Source organism: Pseudomonas sp. EA_65y_Pfl2_P74, from assembly GCF_963970575.1.
Classification (GTDB): Bacteria; Pseudomonadota; Gammaproteobacteria; order Pseudomonadales; family Pseudomonadaceae; genus Aquipseudomonas; species Aquipseudomonas baetica_A.
The window spans coordinates 166144-192968 of the sequence record NZ_CAXAOQ010000011.1; the positions used below are offsets into that span (position 1 = coordinate 166144).

General features: G+C 57.1%; 21 protein-coding genes. 13 read left to right on the forward strand and 8 right to left on the reverse strand.

Annotated features, from left to right (window positions below; all coding sequences use genetic code 11):
* Positions 1 to 19: 19 nt before the first annotated feature.
* The 6 genes from AACY18_RS11560 to AACY18_RS11585 form a co-directional block, all read right to left on the reverse strand.
* Positions 20 to 3436 carry a beta-ketoacyl synthase N-terminal-like domain-containing protein gene (locus AACY18_RS11560; RefSeq protein WP_339464902.1) on the reverse strand — a complete coding sequence of 1139 codons (3417 nt, stop codon included), beginning with the start codon at positions 3434 to 3436 and terminating at the stop codon, positions 20 to 22.
* A 75-nt stretch (positions 3437 to 3511) separates the two neighbouring features.
* On the reverse strand, positions 3512 to 4597 hold the full coding sequence (locus AACY18_RS11565) for an acyl carrier protein (protein WP_339464904.1): 1086 nt from the start codon (positions 4595 to 4597) through the stop codon (positions 3512 to 3514).
* Positions 4598 to 4715: 118 nt separating this feature from the next.
* Positions 4716 to 6476: an FAD-dependent monooxygenase gene (locus AACY18_RS11570; protein WP_339464905.1), complete on the reverse strand. Its 1761-nt coding sequence runs from the start codon at positions 6474 to 6476 to the stop codon at positions 4716 to 4718.
* Positions 6477 to 6479: 3 nt separating this feature from the next.
* Positions 6480 to 7091: an HAD-IB family hydrolase gene (locus AACY18_RS11575; protein ID WP_339431104.1), complete on the reverse strand. Its 612-nt coding sequence runs from the start codon at positions 7089 to 7091 to the stop codon at positions 6480 to 6482.
* A complete protein-coding gene (locus tag AACY18_RS11580) occupies positions 7078 to 8601 on the reverse strand; it encodes a class I adenylate-forming enzyme family protein (RefSeq protein ID WP_339431105.1) in 1524 nt (507 codons plus the stop codon). The genes AACY18_RS11575 and AACY18_RS11580 overlap by 14 nt, the downstream gene beginning before the upstream one ends.
* 81 nt (positions 8602 to 8682) lie before the next feature.
* Complete coding sequence (locus tag AACY18_RS11585) at positions 8683 to 9696, reverse strand: SDR family oxidoreductase (RefSeq protein ID WP_339431106.1); 1014 nt, start codon at positions 9694 to 9696, stop codon at positions 8683 to 8685.
* Between the two features lie 610 nt (positions 9697 to 10306).
* On the opposite strand from AACY18_RS11585, the gene AACY18_RS11590 reads away from it, so the two are divergent.
* The 6 genes from AACY18_RS11590 (at position 10307) to AACY18_RS11615 (ending at position 16655) form a co-directional block, all read left to right on the forward strand.
* Positions 10307 to 10903 carry a TetR/AcrR family transcriptional regulator gene (locus AACY18_RS11590; protein WP_339431107.1) on the forward strand — a complete coding sequence of 199 codons (597 nt, stop codon included), beginning with the start codon at positions 10307 to 10309 and terminating at the stop codon, positions 10901 to 10903.
* A 600-nt stretch (positions 10904 to 11503) separates the two neighbouring features.
* Entirely contained in the window at positions 11504 to 12493 is a 990-nt protein-coding gene (locus AACY18_RS11595) for a 2-dehydro-3-deoxygalactonokinase (protein ID WP_339431108.1), read from the forward strand.
* 19 nt (positions 12494 to 12512) lie between these two features.
* Positions 12513 to 13133: a 2-dehydro-3-deoxy-6-phosphogalactonate aldolase gene (locus AACY18_RS11600; protein ID WP_339464906.1), complete on the forward strand. Its 621-nt coding sequence runs from the start codon at positions 12513 to 12515 to the stop codon at positions 13131 to 13133.
* A gap of 34 nt (positions 13134 to 13167) precedes the next feature.
* On the forward strand, positions 13168 to 14316 hold the full coding sequence (gene dgoD / locus AACY18_RS11605; protein ID WP_339431110.1) for a galactonate dehydratase: 1149 nt from the start codon (positions 13168 to 13170) through the stop codon (positions 14314 to 14316).
* Positions 14317 to 14480: 164 nt separating this feature from the next.
* Entirely contained in the window at positions 14481 to 15791 is a 1311-nt protein-coding gene (locus AACY18_RS11610; RefSeq protein ID WP_339431111.1) for an MFS transporter, read from the forward strand.
* Positions 15792 to 15851: 60 nt separating this feature from the next.
* Positions 15852 to 16655 (forward strand): IclR family transcriptional regulator, encoded by an 804-nt coding sequence (locus AACY18_RS11615; RefSeq protein ID WP_339464907.1) that lies wholly within the window; start codon positions 15852 to 15854, stop codon positions 16653 to 16655.
* Here the strand turns inward: AACY18_RS11615 and AACY18_RS11620 are convergent.
* Complete coding sequence (locus AACY18_RS11620; protein WP_339431113.1) at positions 16652 to 17704, reverse strand: NAD(P)-dependent alcohol dehydrogenase; 1053 nt, start codon at positions 17702 to 17704, stop codon at positions 16652 to 16654. The two genes, AACY18_RS11615 and AACY18_RS11620, sit on opposite strands and share 4 nt — an antisense overlap.
* A 190-nt stretch (positions 17705 to 17894) precedes the next feature.
* Here AACY18_RS11620 and AACY18_RS11625 point away from each other — a divergent pair, with 190 nt between their 5' ends.
* Entirely contained in the window at positions 17895 to 18785 is an 891-nt protein-coding gene (locus tag AACY18_RS11625; RefSeq protein ID WP_339464909.1) for an AraC family transcriptional regulator, read from the forward strand.
* Between the two features lie 100 nt (positions 18786 to 18885).
* Here the strand turns inward: AACY18_RS11625 and AACY18_RS11630 are convergent, their stop codons facing one another.
* Positions 18886 to 20550, reverse strand: a complete 1665-nt coding sequence (locus AACY18_RS11630) for an electron transfer flavoprotein-ubiquinone oxidoreductase (RefSeq protein ID WP_339464910.1) — start codon at positions 20548 to 20550, stop codon at positions 18886 to 18888.
* A 551-nt stretch (positions 20551 to 21101) separates the two neighbouring features.
* On the opposite strand from AACY18_RS11630, the gene AACY18_RS11635 reads away from it, so the two are divergent.
* The 6 genes from AACY18_RS11635 to AACY18_RS11660 all read left to right on the forward strand — a co-directional run bounded on the left by AACY18_RS11635 (position 21102) and on the right by AACY18_RS11660 (position 26513).
* Positions 21102 to 21851 carry an electron transfer flavoprotein subunit beta/FixA family protein gene (locus AACY18_RS11635; RefSeq protein ID WP_007908338.1) on the forward strand — a complete coding sequence of 250 codons (750 nt, stop codon included), beginning with the start codon at positions 21102 to 21104 and terminating at the stop codon, positions 21849 to 21851.
* Between the two features lie 2 nt (positions 21852 to 21853).
* A complete protein-coding gene (locus AACY18_RS11640) occupies positions 21854 to 22783 on the forward strand; it encodes an electron transfer flavoprotein subunit alpha/FixB family protein (RefSeq protein WP_339464912.1) in 930 nt (309 codons plus the stop codon).
* Between the two features lie 80 nt (positions 22784 to 22863).
* Positions 22864 to 23697, forward strand: coding sequence for a substrate-binding periplasmic protein (locus tag AACY18_RS11645; protein WP_339431116.1), 834 nt, complete (start codon positions 22864 to 22866; stop codon positions 23695 to 23697).
* Positions 23698 to 23706: 9 nt separating this feature from the next.
* The gene (locus AACY18_RS11650; RefSeq protein ID WP_339431117.1) at positions 23707 to 24063 is read left to right on the forward strand and encodes a DUF4398 domain-containing protein; all 357 of its coding nucleotides are present in this window, start codon (positions 23707 to 23709) and stop codon (positions 24061 to 24063) included.
* Positions 24060 to 24872 carry an OmpA family protein gene (locus AACY18_RS11655; protein WP_339464914.1) on the forward strand — a complete coding sequence of 271 codons (813 nt, stop codon included), beginning with the start codon at positions 24060 to 24062 and terminating at the stop codon, positions 24870 to 24872. Before AACY18_RS11650 ends, AACY18_RS11655 begins: the two co-directional genes overlap by 4 nt.
* 201 nt (positions 24873 to 25073) lie before the next feature.
* Positions 25074 to 26513 (forward strand): aminotransferase-like domain-containing protein, encoded by a 1440-nt coding sequence (locus tag AACY18_RS11660; RefSeq protein ID WP_221729294.1) that lies wholly within the window; start codon positions 25074 to 25076, stop codon positions 26511 to 26513.
* Positions 26514 to 26825 lie beyond the last annotated feature (312 nt).

Below are 26825 nucleotides of genomic sequence, written 5' to 3' on the forward strand. Positions count from 1 at the left end.
CCATTGTTGTGTGGGGCTGTCACGCAGCCGGCGCGGATTGACTCAGCACTTGAGCGGTAATATTCGCTTGACCGATTTTTTCGCCCCGGTTGAACAGGTCGATGTAGATCCGGTTCGTTTTGAAGGGCTGATCCTGCGCGTCAAAACCGGCTTGCGGTGCCAATGACAGGGGGCTGTTTCTGGGGATTGGCCGATCGAGAGTGAAACTCAAGGCCAGCAGGTTCATCGGGGTATTGAGTGGGATTCGTAGATGGCTGTGAGCAATCTGCATGTAGCACTGACGGGCAACTTCGAGGAAATAGACCATCGAATAGTGCTCTGGATCGCCCTCCTGGAAGATGTGCTCTTCCGGCAGTTTGAGCGTGTCTACGCTCAAACCCTGGGCGATACCGCTTATGTCACTGACGATGATGTTTTCTTCTCTGGCCTTGTGCAGCAACGCCTTGTCGCGGCAGCGAACAGCCGTGAATTCGCCGGCGGGCGATGTTTCGAACGCCGAGTTGTAAGCCATGCCAAGGATGCATGTGCACATCAACTTGCCGGCCTGCATGACCTTGGCATTGAAGACCTGAGGGTCTTTGCCTTGCTCCAGATGAAGCTCAATCGCACCCTGCTTCTGTACGTATTGCTGGAACTTGATACTCAGGTTTTTGACATAGGCTACTCGGCCGCTCAGTGGGGGCATGGCGAGTTCAATCAGTTGCAACACGCCCTCGAGCAATAAAATGCCGGGGATGTGATCAAGTGGATGGTCGAAGAAGTAAGGGTGCGCTTCATTCACCACGAGTTGGGCGTGCAGTGACTGAGGGCCACGCTGGACGTTGGCGATCACGATATTCTCCGGGCGACGTTGCCAGTGCGCGGGGCGCTGGGCTTGCGAGCCACGGTGCAGTGCGAGAAGTCCCTCCACAGCGCGAGTTCTGACACGTAGCCCCGAGAGCAGGGTGCTGGTCAGCAACTCGCTCAGTTCCAGTACGTCGACACCGTCGTGTCGCGGCTCCCTCACCAGGCTGACAGGGTGTGCAGGCGAGATGACCTTCTGCAACGCCTGGGGCGCCGAGTGAGCGAAACGCAACGTGAAGGGATGCTTGACGGCCGCGGCGGGTTCGGCGGCGGTCGTGCGCCACTCCCGAAGTTTTTCAGTAAATAACCACATCACAGCCTTGCCGGCTTCGCGCACCTCGATCACCGTGTGAACAGAGGCACTCAACAGCACCGCCAACAGGGTTTCGATGCCACTGGCTTCGGCCAAAAAACCGGTCATTTCTTGCAGTGAACTGCTGGCATGAGTTGCATCAGGCTGCAGTTCGCAGACTTCAATGTTCTGGTATTGACTCAGCGCTTTGCCCTGCAGTTGGCAAGCCTCTTGCAGCGTGTTCGCGGCATGGGCCAAGACTGCTGCGCGGATCACCAGTAAAGGCTTGTCGCTGGAGCTTGGTAGATAGGGGCGCAGAGCGATCACCCCCACCCCTTCGCCTTGCCGTGTCGCTGAGTGCCGGGCGCGTTCGATCTCTATTTCGCCACTGATAAAACGCCCTGCACCGAGCAAGAGCGTCGTCACGCCGCCCTTGAGCCACTGCTGCGATGCCAGCAAGGTTTGCCAGAACAAGCCAGGGGTGCCGACCAGTGTTTGATGGAAACCTTTGAAGTCAAAAATTTTCGCCGGGTAGCCGGACAACATGTTCGGCAACATGGTGGCCACATCCGTCACCTCCACACCGGGCGGCATGCCTTGAGCCTTGGAATAGAACGTGTGGGCGCCGCTATACGCATTGCTGAAACGCTCCCCACCCATGTTGCAGCACATGACCATCGCAGTGCCGGGTGAGCCGGCCACGCCTGGCAGGCGTTGCAGTAAATGATTGATGCGATCGGTGACCAACAGCTTGAACGGATCGACATGGGCCAGATGTTTGGGCCCCATGCCGAAACCGTCTATATCAATGACGCGATCCTGCGACAGGAATTTCCCCAGTAACGGCTGGCCCGCAGTGGCGGCGCAATCAACGAAGCGCCCATAAGGGAAACTGACTGACGGTGCTGCTGGCTGATCGAGTTGTTGCTTGAGCGCCTGCAATGAGAAGTGACTGCCGATCGCCGCTTCAGCCTCGACAATGGCAAGGTCCAGCATCAGCACGCCGGGGGCGACCCGGGGGACGGCAGCGCGGTTGTCGGGAATGTACTCATCCACCACCAGATGCGCATTGGCGCCGCCGAAACCAAAGCTGGATATGCCAACCCGAATCGCCGACGGACGATCTGCCAGGGGCTGTACCTGCGCTGTGGCCAACTGCAGGCAGGTCTCATCGACTTTTGCGCTGGGGCGGTAGTCGGGCTGAGGGGGAATACCTTTGTGACGCAATATCATCAATGCCTTGGCGAGCGAAGCGCCTCCGGCGGCGGCCAATGGGTGACCAATGACGGATTTGATCGAACCGATCATTATCTTTTTGCCAGCTGTGCGATGAGGGGCGAAGAAACTGTTCAACGAGTCCAGCTCTGTCGCATCCCCTAGCGGTGTACCGGTGCCATGGGTCTCGATGTAGTCGACGTCGTTGGGGTCAAGACCGATATAGGCACGCTGGTAAGCCGTGCATTGAGCCTGTTTGCCTGGCGCAAACACCGAACCTTCGGCGCCGTCGGCCGACAGTCCCAATGCCCGCAAAACCCCCAAGGGACGGCGCTTCGCAATCAGGGCCTGCGAGACAGGCTCGACCAGAAAGGCGACCGCACATTCGCCCGGCACAATGCCGTCAGCGTCCTGGCCGAACGCCTGCATTTGGGCTCGGGAGGAAAAAGCGGTCAACTGCGAGAACCCCAGAAACAGCGCCGGCGGCAGCACGGTGTTCAGTGCCATGACAATCGCGTTGTCTGCCTGTGCGCTGTTGACCAGTGCTTGGGCCATATCGATTGCATAGGGGAACGAACTGCAGGCGGTGTCTACTGATAACGCGGGGCCACCCAAGGCAAACGCCGCCGCCAGTTCAGCGACTTGCTCACCCGGCGTATAACCGCGTGGTGTATTGGCTGTTGCGCAGACGCCGGTGACGAAGTAACTCTCATCGCTCCAGGACGTCGCGACCACCAACGCGGTGCGCTCCTTGATCAATACCGAGCCTTGTGCGGCAAGCTGGGTGAGGAGTGTCTGGAGTACTTTCTTGCCGATGGCGACCTGCCGTCCTTCATGGCGTGAAGGGGTCGATGCGTCATCGGTCAGGCAAAAAGCACTGTCCAGGTAAGTACGATCCTTTTCCCCTTTCTTGGCCGAATAGATTGTCGCCTTATCCAGCTCCCAGCGTGTCAGCATCGAATCGATGGGCGCTACCTGTCCCTGCGCGAGCAAGTGCCAAAGCGCATCCGTTGAAGGGGCCCCGGGAAACTCTCCAGCCATTGCACTGAAGCAAAAATCACCCTCTGTCGTTACCGCGCCACTCATACCCGTTCTCCTGGTTGTCAAAATGCCGGGTGATCTTTGCGATCACCGGGTTCCATTCCATTTTTTTACAGCGGCTCAGCCCAGTTTTTTCAGCAGCGACACGGCGTCTTGCGGCGTACGACGCGACATCAGCGCCTCACCGGCGAATTCGCTGACAGGGCACTGTTGCGCCATTGATTGGCAGAGGGTTTCGCGGGCAAAACCGCTGAGCCCCAACTGCGCGAAAGGCGTCTCGATGTCGATCGGCTGTGGCGCGTCGGGGATCAGGGGGGACAGGGCGTTTAAAAGCAGATTGCTTAGCGGCTCCTGGGGGGCTGGTGTGCTGGATGGTTGCGTTTGGCTGGGTATGCCTGAGGTGGATTCGGGGGTGGCCAGGGCGGCTTTAATCAATACGATTGTTTCCTGTGGACACTTGGCGTTGACCAACTCCGTGCTGTTGGCCTTGAGTGACGGCCACAAAGCGACGATCGCTTCCTGGAAGTCCAGTTGCACCAGGGAGTCCAGGCCCAGGCTTTCATAGCTTTGCTTCTGGTCGATCTGGTCAGCGGTAAAACCGGTGATATTCGCCAGTTGCTCAAGTACCCATGTTTCGATATTCACGACAGGCGCCTGCGGATTGGCTTCAAGTCGTGCCAGCAGGACGGTAGGCGAGGGCGCATCAAAGAGTAATGAGGTAAGTTCTTTCTTTTCCGGAAAGTGTTGAGCCAGGGATTCGAAAATATCGACCAGCCCCAGGGAGTCGATGCCCAAACTCTCGAAACTTTGATCGAAGTCGATTTGTTCCTTCTTGAATCCAGTAACCGAACTTATTTCGGCGCGCAACCATTGCGCGTAGCTGAGCGCAGGCGTTTGGTCGGCAACGGTTGCCGATGCCAGCACTACCGGGTTGGCGTGTACGGGCTCCAGGGCGGGCAGGCTTCTATTGACGGGGGTTTCAACCCCATTGGCATAAACACCTTCCAGGACTTGTTGATGAGCGTTGAAGTAATGCGCAGTGACCGTTTCGGCCTGCTCTAGCAAACGCATCAATATGGACTCTTTTTCGATATTGGAATCGCAAAGTGAATCAATGATTTTTTCTGAAAGAGAGAAATAGCTATGCGCTATTTTTCCATTGGACACGATGAATTCCTGCACAACATCGTTGAGTTGGGCGCGCATGGGGTTCTCCTAACCAAAGTCGGTATATGTTTTCTATCAACAAGAAATCAAAAGTCATGGCCCAAGGCTGGGCCCTGTGTCACTCAATGAAGCAAACAGGCAGTAGCCATATAGAGACTTAAAGTTGGAGTTCCACTGCGTCGATCTCGGAAGATGTTGTTTTTCTGGCCCCTTTGAGCAGCCCGGATCTTACGTTCAGATAAGTGAAGAGCGTGATTGCATCAGCCCCCTGGAAAGCGATATAGCCGTCAGGACGAATCAGCATCAATGTGCCCTCTTTGGCGTGGTAGCGCTTGTGCAGCCGCCAATCGGGGTCCAACAACGTTGAGTGCCAGAAAGGCAGCTCGGAGCTACTCAATGCATCAATGATGCAATAAGCCTTGATGCCCGGGTAATCCTTCTCTACCGACTCGGCCAGCGAGCAATAGCCCGGTAGCAAGGGAGAAAACTGATCGGCTGCGCTGAAAATCAGCAGTGTGAAGGTTCCCTGGAACAAGTCGATCAAGCGTTTTTGCGGCAAACCCTGCCGTTGCCACAACTCTACATCGGGAGCCAGTTGACCTGCGCGAGGTGCAGTCGTCTGGAATTCGGGTTTCTTCCCTTTTTTGTCCCAATTCATGCGCTGCTTTTTCGTCAGTGATTCTTGAATGTAATCACTTTTGCCGTAGTGGTACTGATGACCGGAAATCATCGTGGGCAACGTGCGCTGAACCTTGCGCCTGTTGCTCAGCAGTGGCAGAACATTGTCGCGCAGCCAAACGAGGGCGCGATGCCTGAGGGTTATCAATGCGGTCAGTCGGTGTGCCGTGTTCTCGACTTCCAGGGCAACCGGATAACGTTCTTCGTTGTAGCTTTCCAGCAGTGATTGATCCGCCAGGCCCTGATCGACATAGGCCATTTTCCACGCCAGGTTGTAGGCCTCGGAAACACCCAGGTTCATCCATTGCCCGCCGATCGGGCTGCCGATATGAGCCGAATCGCCCACCAGGAACACAGAGCCTTGTTGCAGCGACTGCACGCGACGATGTTGAAAGGAGGCGATGGTAGTCGATGAAATATTGGACAGCGTCATCTTTTGCCCGCGCCCTTCGCACAACCGCTGAAAGTTCTCCAGGCTCAAGGACGGACGCTCGCCTTCTGGCGGCAGGTCGTAGGGCATCTCGATGAACAGTCGATAACGCGATTGCGCGCTGATCGGTGCGACCGCCACATAGCCGTCCTGCGCACCGAGGAAGAAAGCCCCTTCGTCCTTGCTGCCAGACCACTCGATATCGGCATCGGCCAGCATGAAGAAACGGTCGTAGGACGATCCTTCGAAGGGCATCTCAAGACGTTTTCTGATGTTGCTGCGAGCACCGTCGCACGCGGCCACCCACCGACTGCTGAAGGATTCGTCGTCACCGTCCGCATGATGAAGCGTCATTCGCACGGAACCCGGCAGGTTTTCTATATCGACCAGTTCGGTATTCCACTCGACCTCCACCCCCAACTTGCCAAGGCGCTCAAGCAGAATCTTTTCTGTTTGCGGCTGTGGCAGGCTGAGAAGCAGGGGATAGGTTGTATCCAGGTAGGAGAAGTTGTAGTTCAGTACCCGTTTGGCGTTCGACTGCACCGAAAACTGGTTGATCGTGAACCCGTCGCTGATGGCCTGATCGGCAACACCCAGATCGCGAAAAATTTCCAGGGTTCTGGAGTGAATGGCCATTGCCTTGGTGGCGGTGGAGGGGCCGGCATTCTTTTCAATAATGCGAAAAGAGACGCCCCACTTCTTCAGCATGATTGCCAGGGACAGCCCTATAGGGCCAGCACCGACGATCATGACGGTCGGGTTTCTACCGAGGCCCAGGTGCTTGGGTGCCAACGTGCTCAGAGTGTTCATCTGTTAGTACCAGTTTCTATAGAAGGGAGAGTTGGCAATGCCGAGCAGGGCATCGTCACCTGATGAATCTCCGTAGGCATAAATGTAAAAATCATCAAGGTTGCTCAAACAGCCTTTGAGCCGTGTGACTTTTTCTCTCTCAACACAGTTGGTACCTGATATCCCGCCAGTGAGTTTGTTCTTCGCCGTCGCCAGGCGGGTGCCACATACATAGTCAAAACCTGCTGCCTGCCCCCAGGGAATCAGATAGTTCTCCGGCGAGTTACTGACCAGTGCCGTGACATGGCCCATGGACTGATGCCATTGCAGCCGGCGCAAGGCTTCGGGCCTGAGCCAGAGCGGTAGCTGTTCGCTAATGAAATACTTGGCATGTTCGCGCTCTTGCTCAACTGACAGGCCGCCCAGGTAGCAGGCAATGAACGCCAGGCGCGCCTGCATCAACGGTGTGATGCCAAGGATCACACTGAGCATTTTGGGCAGCAGGGGAACGATCCTTAGCCAGAACGACTGGGTTCCCACGATAAAACGCATGTAGCGCCAGAACGTATGTCTGTCGGTCAGTGTGCCGTCAAAGTCGAAAACGGCCAGTACCGGTTGTGTGCTATTTGCTGGCATGGATCTCTTCCTTGAGAGAGACAATCTCGATGGTTCTAGGCAGTTTGAAGCTTGAGAGGTAGCGCGAGAGCAGGGTGGAGAGAGCGTTCTGGGTCAGGTCACCGCTCCCTTCGACGCACAGGTGCAATACGTTGACCTCCTTGTTGTCAGGGACGATGTAAGCTTTCGCGCGCACCACGCAAGGATGCTTCAGGGCAATGGATTCGATTTCGGTCAAGTCGACCATTTGCGCTTTGATCTTCGAAATCCGCAGGCGCTGGCAATAGAAGAACACGTGTCCTTCATCGTCCCGCCAGACCAGATCTCCCGTGTGCAGCCAGCCTTCACGAAAGAACCGGGCATTGGCTTGCGCGGCATCGTTGTATCCGTCAATCACCATCGGGCCGCGTATCAACAGTTCGCCGATACGCCCCGTTGCGACGTCTTGACCCTGAGCATCGACGACCCGCAGTTCTACGTTGCGAATCGGCTGGCCCATGGCGCCACGATGGACCTTGTCGATCGAGCTCTGGACTATCACCGGCATGCTCTCGGTCAATCCATAGCCTTGCAGCACCGGATTGCACCCCAGCAGCCTTCCCAGTTTGTCGGCTTCGTCTGCCGGTAGATGGCTGCCACCTGAATAAATCATCAGTTGTGGGTGCATCGGCAACAGCGCGCCTTTGCGTTTGGCCAGTCGCGTATTGAAGTAACGAATGACGTCAGGCACCAGGCAGGCAAAAGTGACCTGATGACGGGACAAGACTTCCGCCAGATCCCTATTGAGCAGGGTGTTGGTCATGAGCAGGGTGGCGCCCACGCTCAATGGAAAGACCATCATCACGGACAGTCCGAAGATGGCATACAGCGGCAGCGTCACCAGATGAACGGATCCGACCCCTTGAAGATGAAAATGCTCATGCAGTCCATCGCTCGATTGCGTCAGATCAAGGTAGCGGTGAGGAACGGCCAGAGGTTTGCCGGTGCCCCTATACGTGAACTGTACCGAGACGATCGGATTGCCTTCAGGCAATAACAAAGGTTCGGTCTGTCGAGGAAGCTGTGATTCGGCCGTTGCGTTGTCGGGCAGGGAAGGGGATGGCTCGCTTGCGGTGTTCAACACCAAGGAGTGATGAACGCCGTAGGCAGGCTGAAATGTCTCGCTATGTTGCTTGAATAGCGTTTCGGTCGTCACGACCAGCGTCGGGCGGGCAATACTGATGACGCTGCTCATTTCGAATGGCGTCAGTTTGTAGTTGAGGATAATCGGAGTCGCTCCGCGCCCGATGATCGCCAGGTAGTAAGCGATGAACTCCACCCCATTGGGTAGAACAACCGCCACTTTGTCACCTGGTAATACACCTAGATTTTTCAGTGCGCCGTTGCACTCTTCAGCCTTTATTCGCAACCCACGGTAAGTGACAGTCTCTTCTTCCGCGTCCAGGTTCCTGATCGCAACGTGGTCCGGGAACGATTCTGAAAAACCGACGAAACGATGCAGAAAACCTTCTTTATATGAAAGGCTTTTCATTTACCAACCCCTCTCAATCCTTGAAGTAATGGTTAGACAAAAAAAGTAATACAGAGGCAGGCTACAGATAAAGTGTTTCAACTATGCATTTGTGTAGTTGTTCTTTCGATACCAGTCCAGAGTGTCGGTCAGTGTTTCTGCTACGGGGCGAAACTTGCATTCCAGCTCTTTCAGGCTTTTGTTATGGCTGAAATGAGTGCGCCCTTGCTCTTGCTCCATGAGTTTTACGGTGGAAGTGCTGATGAGCACCGGTTTTTTTGTCACTCGGTAATAACCTTCATACATCAAGGCAATTATTCGCAGCATGAACAACGGGATTTTTCGCTCCGGGGCTTTTACGCCACTGACACTGGAGAGAACCTGGAAGATGCTTTTCATGTTCATATGATTGCCGGCTGCCAGATAACGTTCTCCGGATCGGCCGCGTGTGATGGCTGCGAGCTGATGTTCCGCCACATCCCGGGCGTCTACTACGGAAAAACTGCCTGGCAGCACACCAGGCAATTTCATTCCGACAAAGTCGAGCAGGAACTGTCCTGATGAGGTCGGGCCGATATCCCCGGGGCCGAACATCCAGCCCGGTAATACCATCGCGATAAACATGTCCGGGTGTTTTAACAAGAACGCCTGGATTTTTTGCTCGGACAGTATTTTGCTCAAGTAGTAATCATCAGCTTCCGATTCACTGCGGGACATCGTCTCATCGATTACCTCATCTTTGTTGCCCTTCAATACGGCAATGGATGAAGTATGGACTGCACGACGAATGCCGGCGGCGTAGGCGGCTTGCAATAATTGCTCGGTCCCGGTGACGTTGGTGTCATACAGTTTCTGCCAGTGTTTTCCACCTTTATAACTGTCGCGGAAGTAGGCAGCGGTATGAAATAAGGCATCACAGCCTTGCAGGGCATGGCTGAAGGCGTCGACATTGAGCATATCGCCTTCGACAAATTCGACAGGCAGACTGCCGAACTGCTTCCTGGCTTTCTCTACGGAACGAACCAGTGCTTTTACTTTGATGTTTCGCTTTAAAAGCGCATGAACCAAATTATTACCGAGCAGGCCAGTAGCGCCTGTAACAAAGGCATATTCCATTAAAATCCAGCTCCTGTGGGGTAACCTGCTGCTGCATTGAGATTGATGTCACGGGGCTCAATGCTCTGATCAGGTGTTGGCTGAACCAACGGCGCAAGTAAAAACCATTCGGTATCTGAAAATCAAGCGGTATTTCGTTTTGGTTGTAGGGGGGAGGTCGTTGAGTTGGATTAAAATCCATTAAAATCAGCAGTTTGTAGATTTTATGGTAGTGGTCGTCTCACCTGGTTTGGGAGAATTGAGGCCATTGAAGGGAATTTTTCGTCGCTCGCCGCTTTCCTTTGGGGGAGCCCCAAGACAGCCTTGCTGATTCGATCGGGTGGGCCACGCGTCCGGTTGGATACCGAAGTGCCTGAGCGTGCTGCAGTTGCCACCTCTTTATGAGTTGCAAGCGCTTGCACTGTCGGGGTTGCATGTCGACGCAGTGCATTTCGCCGCCTCCGTTTCCATGCATGGCATTTACATGGCACATTTTAAAAGCTTAAATGTAAATTGATTAAGGTAGTCTGGTATAAGGTATAGTCGTTAAATTAGTATTCGCAGTGAATGGCAAGTTCATTACATTTAGTTACAAATAGATTTTTTTTGTTTGGCCAGAGGAGCCGAGGGTGTGATTAAGAAGAGAATGGGGCGTGAAGAAAGCCAGCAAGTAACACGGGATAAATTGTTCGATACCGCCACTGATCTTATGGTTAGAAAAGGCTTTCATGCCGCGAGTGTCAATGCTATATCTGAGGAGGCGGGTTTTTCAAAGGGAGCTTTTTTTTCAAACTTTACCAGCAAGTCAGACTTGCTTCTGCAATTAACCCAGAGGTTCAAGCGGGTTGAAATCGATCGGCTGGGCGTCACGCTGGCTGCCGGGTATTCATCAGAAGAACTGGTGCATGGATTGAATTCTTATATCGATACGCTTAAAAATAACGCCAGTTGTGCCATTTTGGATGCGGAGTTACAACTGATTGCTTTGCGCGATGAGGAGTTTTCAGCGCATTACTACGCTCTGCATCAGGAGAATAGTGAGGCCTTGGGCAAGTTGATTGCGATTATATTCAATCATTCAGGAAAGAAGCCTCCGTTGGAGTGCGCCAATCTTGCAAAGACATTCACCGCTCTGTCGGAGGGGTTGATATTGCAAGGGCATAAAGATCCCGCTTCAGAAATAAAGTTGGTATTGAATTCGCTTATCCAGACTGCAGAGCCCTTGTAGGATGTTTGTCAGCCTAATACGTAGGCATTGTTTACATGTCCGAGGCTCAGAACTCGGGCGGGTGTGAGCGATTTTTTTCTGTGTTTGAATAACGTTTATTTGCTGTTCTTGCAAACTGACAAGCCCCGCGGGTGGAGTTGGTGCGTTGCCGTTTCATACTTTAGGTATGTGCTGGAGCGCTCCGCGAAAAAGCCATGAAAGTTTCCAGCGCCTGGTCTCAGGAGTCTGAATGAATATGGTGAGGGGTGGATCGCCTCCCAACGGGGTAGCCTTTAAAGCGGGCCTCATGCTTTATAGAGTGAAGGACTCATCGAGTGAAACGCAGATGAACTGCAAGGACTTGGACGCTGAATTAGAGGAGCGAAATTTAATCGTATGCAGAGTCAGAATGAACGCCTGCTCGTACACATTTCTTCCTTGAACATGTCCGGTGCGCGATGGCCGAGTGGAAGCGGATCGGCATGTTAAAGGCTGCGAAAAGCAATACTTGCCGTACACTCGTATCCCATAATATGGGATTGATATTTATATATTGAGATTTTCCTGCGCCAAGGTTTATAGTCCGTCGCACTCACTGCCAAAAACAAAACAGGTGAAGCGATGCAGGCGCAATTGATCGCGCTCGACTGGGGGACGACCTCATTACGTGCTTACAAACTTGCGGCGGGCGGTGTGGTGCTGGAGCAGCGCTCGCTGTCGTCCGGGATCATGCAACTGCCGAAAACCCCGCGAGTCATCAACGGTCGCGAATGCACCGATGGTTTTGAACTGGCCTTCGACGAGGCGTGTGGCGACTGGCTCGATGCGCAGCCGGATCTGCCGGTGATCGCTTGCGGCATGGTCGGCAGTGCTCAGGGCTGGCGCGAAGCGGCCTACGGCGAGACGCCGGCGAACGTCGCCAATCTCGGAAACTCCCTACAAACAGTTGTCAGTCTTCGCGGTACGCGAGTGCATATCGTGCCGGGCGTGATTCAGCGTTCGCGTCTGCCGAACGTAATGCGCGGCGAAGAAACGCAAGTCCTCGGCGTTCTGCAGAATCTTCCGGTCGAGGCGGGCGATGAGCTGTTGATCGGCCTGCCGGGCAGTCACTCGAAATGGGTGGAGGTGGTCGATGGCTGCATCACGCATTTCGACACCTTCATGACCGGCGAAGTATTCGCCGTGCTCAGTGACCACAGCATCCTCGGCCGTACCCAACAGCAAGGTGCGGCGTTCGATGGTCAGGCGTTTGACCGGGGCATACAGGTGGCTCTGTCGGCGGACGGTGAACTCGGCGTGCTCTCGACGTTGTTTAGCGCCCGTACCTTGGGGCTGACCGGTGAACTGAGCCCGACGGCCCAAGCGGATTATCTGTCCGGCCTGATGATCGGTCATGAGTTGGCGGCGCTCGCCTCAGTGCAACGGCGTCGCCGCAACAACCCGAATCTTCCTTCGATCATCCTCATCGGCAACGCGCCACTCTGCGCGCGCTATAGCCGCGCGCTCGATGCCTGCGGTTTCGCCAAGGTCACGCTGGCCGAACAGGCCACCGAGCGTGGTTTGTGGCAACTGGCGCTGGCCGCCGGACTGATTGATCCCTCATCCCGTTAACCCTGACTGGAGGCCTGACATGCTCAAGCAAGCATTGGCGCAAAACGGTCTGATCGCGATCCTGCGGGGCCTGTATCCGCAGGAAGCCGCCGCTGTCGGAGAAGTCCTGTATACAGCCGGATTTCGCGTCATAGAAGTACCGCTTAATTCCCCATCGCCGTACGAAAGTATCCACATTCTGCGCAAGACCTTGCCCGCCGATTGCCTGATCGGTGCCGGTACGGTGTTGTCGGCGGAGCAGGTCGACTTGGTGAAAGAGGCGGGCGGCCAGGTGATCGTCATGCCGCACAGCGATGCCAAGGTACTGCGCGCCGCGAAAGCGGCGGGGCTGTACCTGTCGCCGGGTGTGGCCACACCGACCGAAGCGTTTGCGGCGCTGGCGGAGGGCGCAGACATTCTCAAGCTGTTTCCCGCCGAGCAGATGGGCCCGGCGGTCGTCAAAGCCTGGCTGGCGGTGTTGCCGACGGGCACGGTGCTGGCGCCGGTCGGCGGCATTACCCCGGACAACATGCAGGTATTTATCGACGCCGGAGTGAAAGGTTTCGGCCTCGGTTCCGGGCTATTCAAACCGGGCATGACGCCGGAGCAAGTGGCGGTCAATGCCAAGGCCTATGTCACTGCCTGGAAAGTCCTTCGCTAAGAACGCTGGCGCATCCAACAAGAGAGACAACAAGATGAAAATCACCAAACTCACCACCTTCATCGTCCCGCCGCGCTGGTGTTTCCTCAAAGTCGAAACCGACGAAGGCGTGACCGGTTGGGGCGAGCCTGTGGTTGAAGGTCGCGCGCACACCGTGGCGGCCGCCGTAGAAGAATTGTCCGACTACCTGATCGGCAAAGACCCACGCAACATCGAAGACATCTGGACGGTGCTGTATCGCGGCGGCTTTTACCGTGGCGGCGCGATCCACATGAGTGCACTGGCCGGCATCGATCAGGCCCTGTGGGATATCAAGGGCAAGGCCCTCGGTGTGTCGGTCAGCGATCTGCTCGGCGGTCAGGTGCGCGACAAGATCCGTGTGTATTCGTGGATCGGTGGCGACCGTCCGGCCGATACAGCACGCGCCGCGAAAGAGGCCGTCAGTCGTGGTTTTACCGCGGTAAAAATGAACGGCACCGAAGAGCTGCAATTTCTCGACTCCTTCGAAAAAGTCGACCTCGCGTTGGCCAACGTCGCCGCCGTGCGTGATGCGGTCGGGCCGAACGTGGGCATCGGTGTCGACTTCCATGGCCGGGTGCACAAGCCCATGGCCAAGGTGCTGATGAAGGAACTCGATCCGTACAAACTGATGTTTATCGAGGAGCCTGTGCTCAGCGAAAACTATGAAGCGTTGAAAGAGCTGGCGCCGCTGACCAGCACGCCGATTGCCCTCGGTGAGCGACTGTTCTCGCGGTGGGATTTTAAACGGGTGTTGAGCGAAGGTTACGTCGACATCATCCAGCCGGATGCTTCCCACGCGGGCGGCATCACCGAAACCCGCAAGATCGCCAACATGGCCGAAGCCTACGACGTGGCATTGGCGCTGCATTGCCCGTTGGGGCCGATTGCGCTGGCGGCTTGTTTGCAACTGGACGCGGCTTGTTACAACGCGTTTATCCAGGAGCAGAGCCTGGGCATCCATTACAACGAGAGCAACGATTTGCTCGACTACGTGAAAGATCCGCAGGTATTCGATTACGACAAAGGCTTCGTGAAGATCCCGAATGGGCCCGGCTTGGGGATCGAGATCAACGAGGAATACGTGATCGAACGTGCGGCCGTCGGCCACCGCTGGCGCAACCCGATCTGGCGCCATGCCGATGGCAGTTTTGCCGAGTGGTGAGTCACCGACATCACTGATGTCCCCCTGTGGGAGAGGGCTTGTCAGTCGATGTTGCATCAGATGACACATCGCATTCGCGAGCAAGCCCGCTCCCACCATTTAGATCTCCATGGATGGGGTATCTGCATTCAACGACCTCAATAAACATAACAAGAGGCATCCCCATGCAACCGCAACCCCTCACCGGGCAGGCGTCTTTAGTCACGCCTAGCCGTAAGCGTTTTTTCATCATGGTGTTGCTGTTCATCACCGTGGTGATCAACTACCTCGACCGCAGCAACCTGTCGATTGCCGCGCCGGCGCTGACCACTGAGCTGGGCATCGACCCGATTCACGTCGGCCTGATTTTCTCCGCGTTCGGCTGGACCTACGCCGCCATGCAGATCCCCGGCGGCTGGCTGGTGGATCGAGTGCCGCCACGCATCCTGTACAGCGTCGCGCTGCTGCTGTGGTCGGTGGCCACGGTGATGCTTGGCTTCGCCGCCAGTTTCATCGCGCTGTTCGTCCTGCGCATGGCCGTCGGCGCGCTGGAGGCACCGGCCTATCCGATCAATAGCCGCGTGGTCACCACCTGGTTTCCTGAGCGCGAACGCGCCACGGCGATCGGTTTCTATACCTCCGGGCAATTCGTCGGACTGGCCTTTCTCACCCCGGTGCTGGCCTGGCTGCAACACGAATTCGGTTGGCACATGGTGTTCGTTGCGACCGGTGCAGTGGGCATCATCTGGGCGGCGATCTGGTACGCGGTGTATCGCGAGCCGCGAGATTTCAAAGGCGTCAATGAGGCGGAAATCGATCTGATTCGTGAGGGCGGCGGGTTGGTGGATATCCAGGCCGAGTCTGCCAGGGTCAAAGCCAAATTCAGTTGGACAGATCTGGGCATCGTTCTCAGCCAGCGCAAGTTGTGGGGCATTTACCTCGGTCAGTTCTGCCTTAACTCGACGCTGTGGTTCTTCCTGACGTGGTTCCCGACTTATCTGGTGAAATACCGCGGCATGGACTTCATCAAGTCCGGCCTGTTGGCGTCGCTGCCGTTTCTCGCGGCGTTCATTGGCGTGCTGTGTTCGGGGTTCTTTTCCGATTTGCTGATTCGTCGCGGTTACACCGTAGGGTTTGCGCGCAAGTTGCCGATCATCGGCGGGTTGCTGATCTCCACGTCGATCATCGGTGCCAACTTCGTTGAGTCGACGCCGCTGGTGATCGCCTTCCTGGCCCTGGCGTTTTTCGGCAACGGCCTGGCATCGATCACCTGGTCGCTGGTGTCGACCCTCGCGCCAGCGCGGCTGCTCGGCCTGACCGGTGGGGTGTTCAATTTCATCGGCAACCTGTCGGCGATTGCCACGCCGATCGTGATCGGGTTCCTCGCCAGTGGCGATTCATTTGCCCCGGCGATCACCTATATCGCGGTTCTCGCGTTGATCGGCGCTTTGTCCTACGTGCTGCTGGTGGGCAAGGTCGAACGTATCAAGTTGTAGTGGTCAGCATCGGGCGACCATAATGCCGCCCGTTCCCTCGCTCAACGGTAAAGGCTGGATATGCAGGAAGACGCCCCGGAAAAAACCAAGGACGCCGCGCCCACCGGCACGCAAACGCTGCTGCGCGGCTTGGGCGTGGTGCAGGCCGTGGCCAGTGGCGCCCGCGATCTCAAGGAGATCGCACGGCTGATCGGCACGACGCGCAGCACCACTCATCGACTGGCCAGTTGTCTGGTCGACGAGCGTTATCTGCGCGTGGTGCCGCAGGTCGGGTATTTGCTCGGGCCGAAGCTGATTGAGTTGGGGTTTCAGGCGCGCGAAGAGTTGCCGCTGGTGAGTCTGGCCGGGCCGTATCTGGACGAGTTGTCAGCGCTGACCGGAGACACCGTTCACCTGGGGATTCGCGAAGGCGACGAAGTGCTGTATCTGCTGAAGAATCCGGGACGCAATGGCCCCGAAATGCGTTCGCGGGTCGGCCATCGAATGCCGTTGGCGCGCACCGGGATCGGCAAGGCCTTGATGCTCGATGATTCGCCGCAGGATTGGCAGCGCCTGTACGACATCAGCCTGCCGGCGGGTGGGAAAAGTCAGTTCTGGCCGCAGCATCCCCAGCAATCTTGGGAACAGCTTGAGCAGCGAATGGCTGAATACATCGCTGGTGGCTACGCGTTCGATCTGGAAGACAATGAACCGTCGATCCGTTGCGTGGCGGCGCCGATCCGCGATGCAAGCAAACGTATCGTCGCGGCGATCAGCATTGCCAGCACCGTGCCGTACATGCCACTGGAAAAAATGGCCGAGCTGATTCCCCTGATCAAAGGGATCACAGCCCGGCTGTCGGCAGAACTCGGGCTTAAGATTTAAACCTTGAGCGTTGCCATGTCGATCACGAAACGGTATTTCACGTCGCCAGCGATCATCCGGGCGTAGGCTTCGTTGATCTGGCGGATATCGAGCATTTCGATGTCGCAGGTGATGTTGTGCTCGGCGCAGAAATCCAGCACTTCCTGGGTTTCGGCGACGCCGCCGATCAAGGAACCGGCCAGTACGCGACGACCCAATACCAGTTTGGCGGCGTGCACCGGTGGATCAACCGGCTCGATCAGACCGACCAGAATGTGTACGCCATCAAAACGCAGGGTGTCGAGGTACGGGTTCAGGTCGTGTTGCACCGGAATGGTGTCGAGCAGGAAGTCGAAGTAACCGGCGGCGGCTTTCATCTGCTCGGCGTCGGTGGAGACGATCACATGATCGGCGCCCTGACGACGGCCCTCTTCAGCCTTGCTCGCCGAACGGGTGAACAAGGTCACTTCAGCGCCCATGGCTTTGGCGAACTTGATGCCCATGTGGCCCAGGCCGCCCATGCCGAGGATCCCGACCTTGTCGCCAGCCTTGACGCCGTAGTGCTTGAGCGGCGAGTACGTGGTGATGCCGGCGCAGAGGATCGGTGCGGCGCTGGCCAATGCCAGTTTTTCCGGAATGCGGACCACGAAGTGTTCGCTGACGACGATGCTGTCCGAATAACCGCCCATGGTGTTGCTGCCGTCGACCCGATCCGGGGTGGCGTAAGTCATGGTCGGGCCTTCGAGGCAATATTGCTCAAGGTTCGATTGGCAGGCTTCGCAGGTGCGGCAGGAATCGACCATGCAGCCAACGCCGACCAGATCGCCTACTTTATGCTGGGTGACATTCGTACCAATGGCGGTGACTTTTCCGACGATCTCGTGGCCGGGCATCAACGGGTAAACAGCAATGCCCCATTCGTTGCGTGCCTGGTGAATGTCGGAGTGGCAGACGCCGCAGTAGAGGATTTCGATGGCGACATCATCGGCCCGTGGGCTGCGACGTTCGAACTTCATCGGGGCGAGGGGAGTGGTGGCCGATTGGGCCGCATAGCCGATGGCGGTGTACATGTGAAACCTCGCAAAAGCAGTGACAGGTGGGGCGGCGCATTTTGGGCGCCGTGCGCCGGTCCGGCCATGACGATTCCTCCGGGTCTCATGCCTAATCCTCCGGCATGCAGGTTTGATCGGTCGCATAGGCAAAAGGATCTGCGATGATGCTTTCATCCCTTTTTCCATGAATTTTGTGAAGACACTTTCGATGCAATTGACCCGTCACCTTGATGCCAATGCCAGGCTGGTTTCACTGATTGAACCGCTGGCACTGCGCGACGGTTACTCCCGGACCGGACTGCCGGGTGTGCGGGTGTTGCGCGCCAGTTGCGACGTCGCCCGTGGCCCGCACATTTATGAGCCGAGTCTGATGATCATCGCCCAGGGCAGCAAACTGGCGTTCCTTGGGCCTCGGACGATGGAATACGGTGCCGGGCACTATTTGATTCAGGCGCTGCCGGTGCCTTTTGAATGTGAAACCTTCGCCTTGCCGGATGCGCCGTTGCTAGGGGTGTCGGTGGCGATTGATCGGGTGTTGCTGGGCGAGTTGGTGCTGGCGATGGGACTCGCGCCGGGGCGGCATATTCCGGCGCAGACGCCAGAGTCGATGACGTCGGTGGTGCTCGACGATGACATGCGCGGTTGTGTCGAACGGCTGCTGAGCTGTCTGCACGATCCGCTGGAATGCCAGATTCTCGGGCCGGCACGGGTGCGTGAATTGTTGTTCGTCGCATTGCGGGGGCCGCAGGCCGATGTGTTGCGGGCGTTGGTCGAGCAGCAGGGGCAATTTGCGAGGGTGGCGGCGTCGATCAGCCATCTGCATGCGCATTACACCGAGCCATTGAATGTCGAGACGCTGGCCAGTTGCGCGAACATGAGCGTTTCGACGTTTCACGAACACTTCAAACGCAGCACGTTGTTGTCGCCGGTGCAGTATCTCAAGCGCTTGCGGTTGTTGAAGGCGCAGACGTTGTTGGTGGCGGAGGGGTTGGGTGTGGCGCAGGTGGCGCATCGGGTGGGGTATCAGAGTACTTCGCAGTTCAGCCGCGAGTACAAACGTTATTTCGAGCGCAGCCCGGGGGACGAGCGCGTAGCCTGAGTTGCCACAGTGCCTGAGGGAGCGGGTTTCGTGGTGATGCAAATATTGCGGGCAACAAAAAGGCCCCCATTTCGGGAGCCTCGATGTTCAGCGGTTCGGCTTACATATTCGGGTAAGTCGGGCCGCCAGCGCCTTCCGGCGTGACCCAGGTGATGTTCTGCGCAGGGTCCTTGATGTCACAGGTCTTGCAGTGCACGCAGTTCTGGGCGTTGATCTGGAAGCGTTTCTCGCCGTCTTCCTTGGTGATCACTTCGTAGACGCCGGCCGGGCAGTAGCGCTGCGCCGGTTCGTCGTACAACGGCAGGTTTTTGCTGATCGGGATGCTCGGGTCGGTCAGCTTCAGGTGGCACGGCTGTTCTTCTTCGTGGTTGGTACCGGAGATGAACACCGAACTGAGTTTGTCGAAGCTGAGTTTGCCGTCGGGTTTCGGGTAGTCGATCTTCTTGCAGTCGGCGGCGAGCTTGAGGCAGGCGTAGTCCGGCTTGGTGTCGTGCAGAGTGAACGGCAGTTTGCCGCCGAAGATGTTCTGGTCCAGCCAGTTGAAACCACCGCCGACAATGGCGCCGAATTTGTGAATCGCCGGGCCGAAGTTACGGCTGGCAAACAGTTCGTCGTACAGCCAGCTCTTCTTGAACGCGTCGACGTAAGTGCTCAGCTCTTCGGTGCCATCCTTTTCGGCGAACAGCGCGTCGGCCACCGATTCGGCGGCGAGCATGCCGGACTTCATCGCGGTGTGACTGCCCTTGATCTTGGCGAAGTTCAGGGTGCCGAGGTCGCAACCGATCAGCGCGCCACCCTTGAAGACCATCTTCGGCAGCGAATTCAAGCCGCCCTTGCAAATGGCACGAGCGCCGTAGCTGATGCGCTTGCCGCCTTCCAAGTACTGAGCCAGCACCGGGTGATGCTTGAGGCGCTGGAACTCGTCGAACGGCGACAGGTAGGTGTTGCTGTAGGACAGGTCGACGATCAGACCGACTACAACCTGGTTGTTTTCCAGGTGATAGAGGAACGAGCCGCCGGTGTTCTCGGTGCCCATGATGTCCAGCGGCCAACCAGCGGTGTGTACCACCAGGCCTGGCTGGTGTTTGGCCGGGTCGATTTCCCAGATTTCCTTGAGGCCGATGCCGTAGTGCTGGGCGTCGGCATCGCTGTCGAGGTTGTAGCGTTTGATCAGTTGCTTGCCGATGTGGCCACGGCAACCTTCGGCGAACAGCGTGTATTTGCCACGCAGTTCCATGCCGGGGGTGTACAGGCCTTCTTTCGGGTTGCCTTCGCGGTCAACGCCCAGATCACCGGTGATGATCCCGCGGACCACGCCTTGTTCGTCGATCAGCGCTTCTTGAGCTGCGAAGCCCGGGTAGATTTCCACACCCAGGTTCTCGGCCTGCTGAGCCAGCCAGCGGCACAGGTTGCCGAGGGAAATAATATAGTTGCCTTCGTTGTGCATGGTCTTGGGCACAAAGAAGTCGGGGATTTTTTGCGCGCTTTCGGCGTTTTTCAGCACGAAAATGTCATCGCGGGTCACCGGCGTGTGCAGCGGGGCGCCGAGTTCTTTCCAGTCCGGGAACAATTCGTTCAGAGCGCGGGGTTCGAATACGGCACCGGAAAGGATGTGTGCGCCGACTTCAGAGCCTTTTTCGACCACGCAGACGCTGATTTCCTTACCGGCTTCGGCGGCCTTCTGCTTCAGACGGCAGGCGGCGGACAGGCCAGCGGGGCCGGCACCGACGATGACCACGTCGAATTCCATGTATTCGCGTTCCACAGGCTATCTCCTACTCAAGGCTCAACAGTTTTTTTTCTAATTTGGAGGTTCGATGTCGCATCCGCTATTGCCTTTACGTTAACGTCAAAGGGAATATTGGAAAACCCACCTTTCTCTCTAGGGGGCGCATTATATCTACACCACTCCGAGCGTCCAATACAAACGTTTGTTTGAATTGGCTCCAGCCCAGAGAAATCAAAGAAGCGCGGCTTATGAGTGACCATTTTGCCGTATTGACCGGAATAGGCGTTCCGGTCAATATACGGGCGGTTTTGCGCTCGCCGTAGGCAGACTGGCGGTTTCAAGAGCACCTCTAAAGACAGGGCGTAGGCAATACAAGGTGATGCGCAGCGCAGGCCTGGCGCGCAGTTTACACAGCGTGAAGATCAATGACTTATCGGTCACCACTGACGAACGGTCATCGCACTCCACTTCGTGAAATCACCCCGACACAAGCCGGCGTTTTTAGAGGTGCCCTTTTAGCCCGATGAGCATCAACCGCCAGGTTCGCCTAGGCGACTTTCTTTTCACCGGAGAGTAACGAGGAATCCATGAAGGTTCTTGTAGCTGTCAAACGCGTTGTGGATTACAACGTCAAGGTTCGCGTCAAGGCGGACAATTCCGGCGTAGACCTCGCCAACGTCAAGATGTCGATGAACCCGTTCTGCGAAATCGCAGTGGAAGAAGCCGTACGCCTGAAAGAGAAAGGTGTTGCGACTGAAATCGTCGTCGTCTCCATCGGCCCGACCACCGCTCAAGAGCAACTGCGCACTGCGCTGGCTCTGGGTGCCGACCGCGCCATCCTCGTCGAATCCGCTGAAGATCTGACTTCCCTCGCCGTGGCCAAGCTGCTCAAGGCCGTGGTTGACAAGGAACAGCCTCAACTGGTGATCCTGGGCAAACAGGCCATCGACAGCGACAACAACCAGACCGGCCAGATGCTCGCGGCACTGAGCGGCTACGGTCAGGGCACTTTCGCCTCGAAAGTCGAAGTCTCTGGCGACAGCGTTGCCGTGACCCGCGAAATCGACGGCGGCGCGCAGACCGTTTCCCTGAAACTGCCAGCGATCGTCACCACTGACCTGCGTTTGAACGAGCCGCGTTATGCGTCCCTGCCAAACATCATGAAAGCCAAGAAGAAGCCTCTCGAAGTGCTGACTCCGGACGCTTTGGGCGTTTCCACCGCCTCCACCAACAAGACTCTGAAAGTCGAAGCGCCGGCTGCACGCAGCGCGGGCATCAAGGTCAAGTCGGTGGCTGAACTGGTCGAGAAACTGAAAAACGAAGCGAAGGTAATCTGATCATGACTATCTTGGTAATCGCCGAACACGACAACAAAGTGCTGGCCCCGGCCACACTGAACACCGTGGCTGCCGCTGCCAAAATCGGTGGCGACATCCACGTACTGGTCGCAGGCCAAGGCGCTGGCGCCGTGGCTGAAGCCGCTGCGAAAATCGCAGGTGTGAGCAAAGTCCTAAACGCTGACAATGCCGCTTACGCGCATCAGCTGCCGGAAAACGTCGCGCCACTGGTTGCCGAGCTTGGCGCTGGCTACAGCCATATCCTGGCTGCTGCCACCTCCAACGGCAAAAACATCCTGCCGCGCGTTGCCGCGCAGTTGGATGTTGATCAGATCTCCGAAATCATCTCGGTAGAACGCGCTGACACCTTCAAGCGTCCGATCTACGCCGGTAACGCCATCGCTACCGTACAGTCGACCGCTGCGATCAAAGTGATCACCGTGCGTGCGACCGGTTTCGATCCGGTGGCTGCTGAAGGTGGTTCTGCGGCTGTTGAAGCCGTGGCTGCCGCGCACAACGCCGGTACTTCCAGCTTCGTCAACGAAGAACTGGCCAAGTCCGATCGTCCCGAACTGACCGCTGCCAAGATCGTCGTTTCCGGCGGCCGCGGCATGCAGAACGGCGACAACTTCAAACACCTGTACGCCCTGGCCGACAAGCTGGGCGCTGCCGTCGGTGCTTCGCGCGCTGCGGTCGACGCAGGTTTCGTACCGAACGATATGCAGGTCGGTCAGACCGGCAAGATCGTTGCGCCACAGCTGTACATTGCCGTCGGTATTTCCGGCGCGATCCAGCACCTGGCCGGCATGAAAGATTCCAAAGTGATCGTTGCGATCAACAAGGACGAGGAAGCGCCCATCTTCCAGGTGGCCGATTATGGTCTCGTGGCGGATCTGTTCGAAGCGGTGCCTGAGCTGGAGAAGCTGGTCTAATCCGGCAGCTTCACTTATAAAGAGCCCGACCTTTTGGTCGGGCTTTTTTTTGTCTCGCAATTGAGTGGGAGTGTTTTGCCATGGAACTGCGCCGCAGGTTGCACTGCTCGCTATTGTTGGGACTGGCGCTGTTGCCGGGATTGGTGGCGGCCGCCGGCAAGTGCGAACGTCTCGTCGTCACCGGCAGCCCGGATGCGCCGCCGTACCTGTGGCAAGACCCGCAGAACCCCAAGCAATTGATGGGGGCCAGTGCTGATCTTTTGCAGCAAGTGGCCAAAGAGCTGGGCATCAAAGTCCAATTGCTCTACGCCGGCAAGCGCTCGCAAGCCCTGGATGAAGTGCGCAGCGGTCGTATGGACCTGCTCGCGGATGCTCCGCTGACCTTCAATGAGCTCGAAAACCTCGACTACATCTATCCGCCGCTGCTGGAAAACGACTATCTGGTGTGGACGCGCAAAGGCTCGACCTTGTTTTACAACGCAGCGCAGGACCTGCACGGGCATACCGGTGGCTTGTCGGAAAAGTCTCGAATGAGCGAGGCATTCGTTACTTTCGCCGAGCAGCAATTGACCCTGACCCGGACAGCAAACCTCACCCAGGCCTTTCAGAAATTGCTTCTGGGTGAAGTCGAATATGTACTCGCCGGTCGCTACTCGGGCATGGCAGCCGCACAGGCATTGGGCATGGCCAATGACCTGTTGGCCTTCGAGCAACCGATCGATCGACCGGGGCTGTTCCTCGCGGTTTCCCACAACTCGGCGTGCAACGATCCGTGGTTGCGCGGACAGTTGGCCAAAAAGATGACAGAATTGCCCGCGTCCGGACTGACGGAAGCTGCGCTGCAACGCAATATCGAGCGTTGGAAGGCGCAGCAGCAACAGCCGCAACAACCTGTCAGTACCCCAAAACAGTAGGGATTCTTAGTGAGTATTCGACCTCTTTTCGCGGCTGTGGCCGTTCTGGCCATGGCCGGTTGCGCGACCGATCCGGCACCCAATGAACAAATGCGCCTGACCGAGCAGGCCATCACTCAAGCCAAGGCTGTCGGTGCCACTGGCGATGACGTGCCGGAAATGAAACTGGCCGAAACCAAATACAACCGGGCAAAGGGCAACATGGCTGATGAGTCCTACCGGAACGCGCGCATGCGTGCCGAGCAGGCCGAACTGGATGCTCGCCTGGCGGAAGCCAAAGTGCTGACCCAGAAGAGTGAAGAACAGTTGAATGTGCTCAACACCCGCATCGTCCGTCTGCGCAAGCAACTGGGAGATGCCCAATGAGCCTCAACTCCAGAGTTCTCGGCGGTTTCATTCTTGCCGGTTGCGCCAGTCTTTACGGTTGTGCGGGTCAACATAGCGAATCCGCTCTGCAAGGGGCCAGCGCCGACTTCCAGAAGGTCAAGGAAGATTCCAACGTGCTGCGCATCGCGCCGAAAGACGTGATCCGCGCCGGTGAATCGCTGGCCCGCGCCGATCGCCTGTCGACTTATTGGGGCAGCGGGGCGGATGTGGTCCATTACGCCTATCTCAGCCAGCGCTACAGTGAAATCGCCCGCGAGCACACCAATCAGGTGCTCAACGAGGAGCGTGCGGCCAAGCTCGAACTGGAGCGTCAGCGCCTGCAACTGGCCTTGCGCGAATCCAAACTGCTCAGCGTGCAGCAGCAGGGCAAGTGGCTTGAAGAACAAATAGTCGCGCTGGCGACCACGCAGACCGACCGTGGTCTGGTGATGACGCTCGGTGATGTGCTGTTCGACACTGGGGAAGCCGAGCTGAAAAACTCGGCCAACCGTGTTGTGTTGAAAATTGTCCAGTTCCTGCAACTCAACCCGAAACGCGTGGTGCGCATCGAGGGTTATGCCGACAGCACCGGTGGTAAGCAGGAAAACCTCAAACTGTCCCGCGACCGTGCGCAGTCCGTTGCCGATGTGCTGACGGATCTGGGCATCGACGAAAAACGCATTCAGGTCGAAGGTTACGGCGACGAATACCCTGTAGACGCCAACGCTTCCGAGCGTGGGCGGGCACAGAACCGTCGTGTGGAAATTGTCTTCTCCGACGAAACAGGCCAGCTCGGCGCTGCCCGCTGAGGGCGGCGTCACTGGAAAGCCCGGGCTGTCAGGCAGCACCGGGCTTTTTTACGTCTGTCGAATAGCTCGCAAATCAATACAGTTGAGGCAGACACTGCACTGTATGGTCGACTAGAGTGACAACTGTCCCAGTACACTTCTAAACTGTTCCGGTATTGTTTCACACAAGAATAAAATGCCCGTGAAATCGAGTGCTGCGTCATGACCAATCTCTTGCTCTACCAACGTATTGCTCAGCAACTGGCCGAAGACATCCGCCGTGGGGTCTATCAACCGGGGGAGCGCGTGCCTTCGGTGCGCAAGATGAGTTCGCAACTCAACGTCAGCCATGCGACGGTGTTGCAGGCGTACGCCAACCTTGAAGATCAGGGGCTGATTCGCGCACGGCCACAGTCCGGATATTACGTGCACCAGACCCCGGCGCTGACGGCCCCGACGCCCGACATCGCCCGCGTCGAACGGCCAGGTCTGGTGACTCGCAGCAGCATCATTCAACAAGTTCTGGTCGAGTCCCGCCGTGAAGGCGTATTCCCGTTGGGTGCCGCGGTGCCCAGTGTCGATTACTTGCCGGTGCGCGCACTTCATCAGCAATTGGCCAAGGTCACCCGGTTTCACAGTCCACGGGCGTTCAGCTACATGTTCAGCCCCGGTTTCGAACCGCTGCGCCGGCAGGTAGCGATCCGCATGCGCGATGCCGGTGTGGTGGTTGATCCCTCTGAAGTGGTGATCACCCATGGTTGTGTCGATGCCCTGCAGATGTCGTTGCGGGTGCTGACCCGACCAGGCGATCTGATCGCCGCCGAGTCGCCGACTTACTACGGCCTGCTGCAGTTGGCTGACCTGCTGGGTCTGAAGGTCATCGAAATTCCCAGCGATCCAGCCACTGGCATGAGCCTGGAGGCCCTGCAGTTGGCGGCCAACCAATGGTCGATCAAGGCGTTGGTGCTGACCACACGTCTGAGCAATCCGTTGGGCGGCACCATGCCTGAAGAGCGGCAGAAACAACTGCTGCGTCTGGCTTCGGATTTCGATATCCAGATCGTCGAAGACGATATTTATGGCGAGTTGATGTTCGAACAGGGTCGCACCAAGGCGCTCAAGGCTTATGACCGATTGGATCGGGTGATTTACTGCTCGAGTTTCTCCAAGACCTTGTCGCCCGGAGTACGCATCGGTTGGATGATCGCTGGCAAGTATCAGCAGGAAATTCAGCGTTTGCAGACCTTCAGCACCCATTCGGCGTGCAGTGTCACGCAGATGGGGATTGCGGCTTATCTGGAGAATGGCGGTTATGACCGGCATTTACGGTACATCCGCCAGGAATACCGAAAAAATCTCAGTGCTTTTCAACTGGCGGTGCAGCAGTACTTCCCCGAAGGTACGCAAATGAGCCGGCCCACGGGCGGTTTCATTCTGTGGGTGAGCCTGCCAGGCAGGGTCAATACTCAGGAGTTGCATGTTCGTGCGCTGCAACAGGGCATCAGCATCGCCCCCGGGCTGATCTTCAGTAATACCGAGCAGTTCAACCACTGCATCCGCCTGAACTGTGGCACCCCGTGGAACCGCGAGGCGGAGAGGGCGTTGATGACGCTGGGACTGCTGGCGACCCAACTGTGTCAGGAAACGGCTGGCGGATTTTGAGCCAGTGGCGGGTCAAACTTGTCTTGTGACGTCCAACAAGCGAGCATATGGCCCTCTGCCGTTAGCGTCGTTGGGTCCATGAAAGCGTTTCTTCCTGCCATGTGGGTTTTGCTGTGTTTGCTGATGATCGGTCATGCACCTGGTGTCTTGGCGGGCGCAACTTCAGAAAAACCAGCGGCTAGGAGCTGTCTAGTCCTGAAATAGGTTTACACCTATCTCACCCTAACGCCCGATGCACTGCATCGGGCGTTTTGTATTTTAAGGACAGGTGCGGGCGCTCTTGGTTGTAGATCAAGACCGCTTCCCGCACCA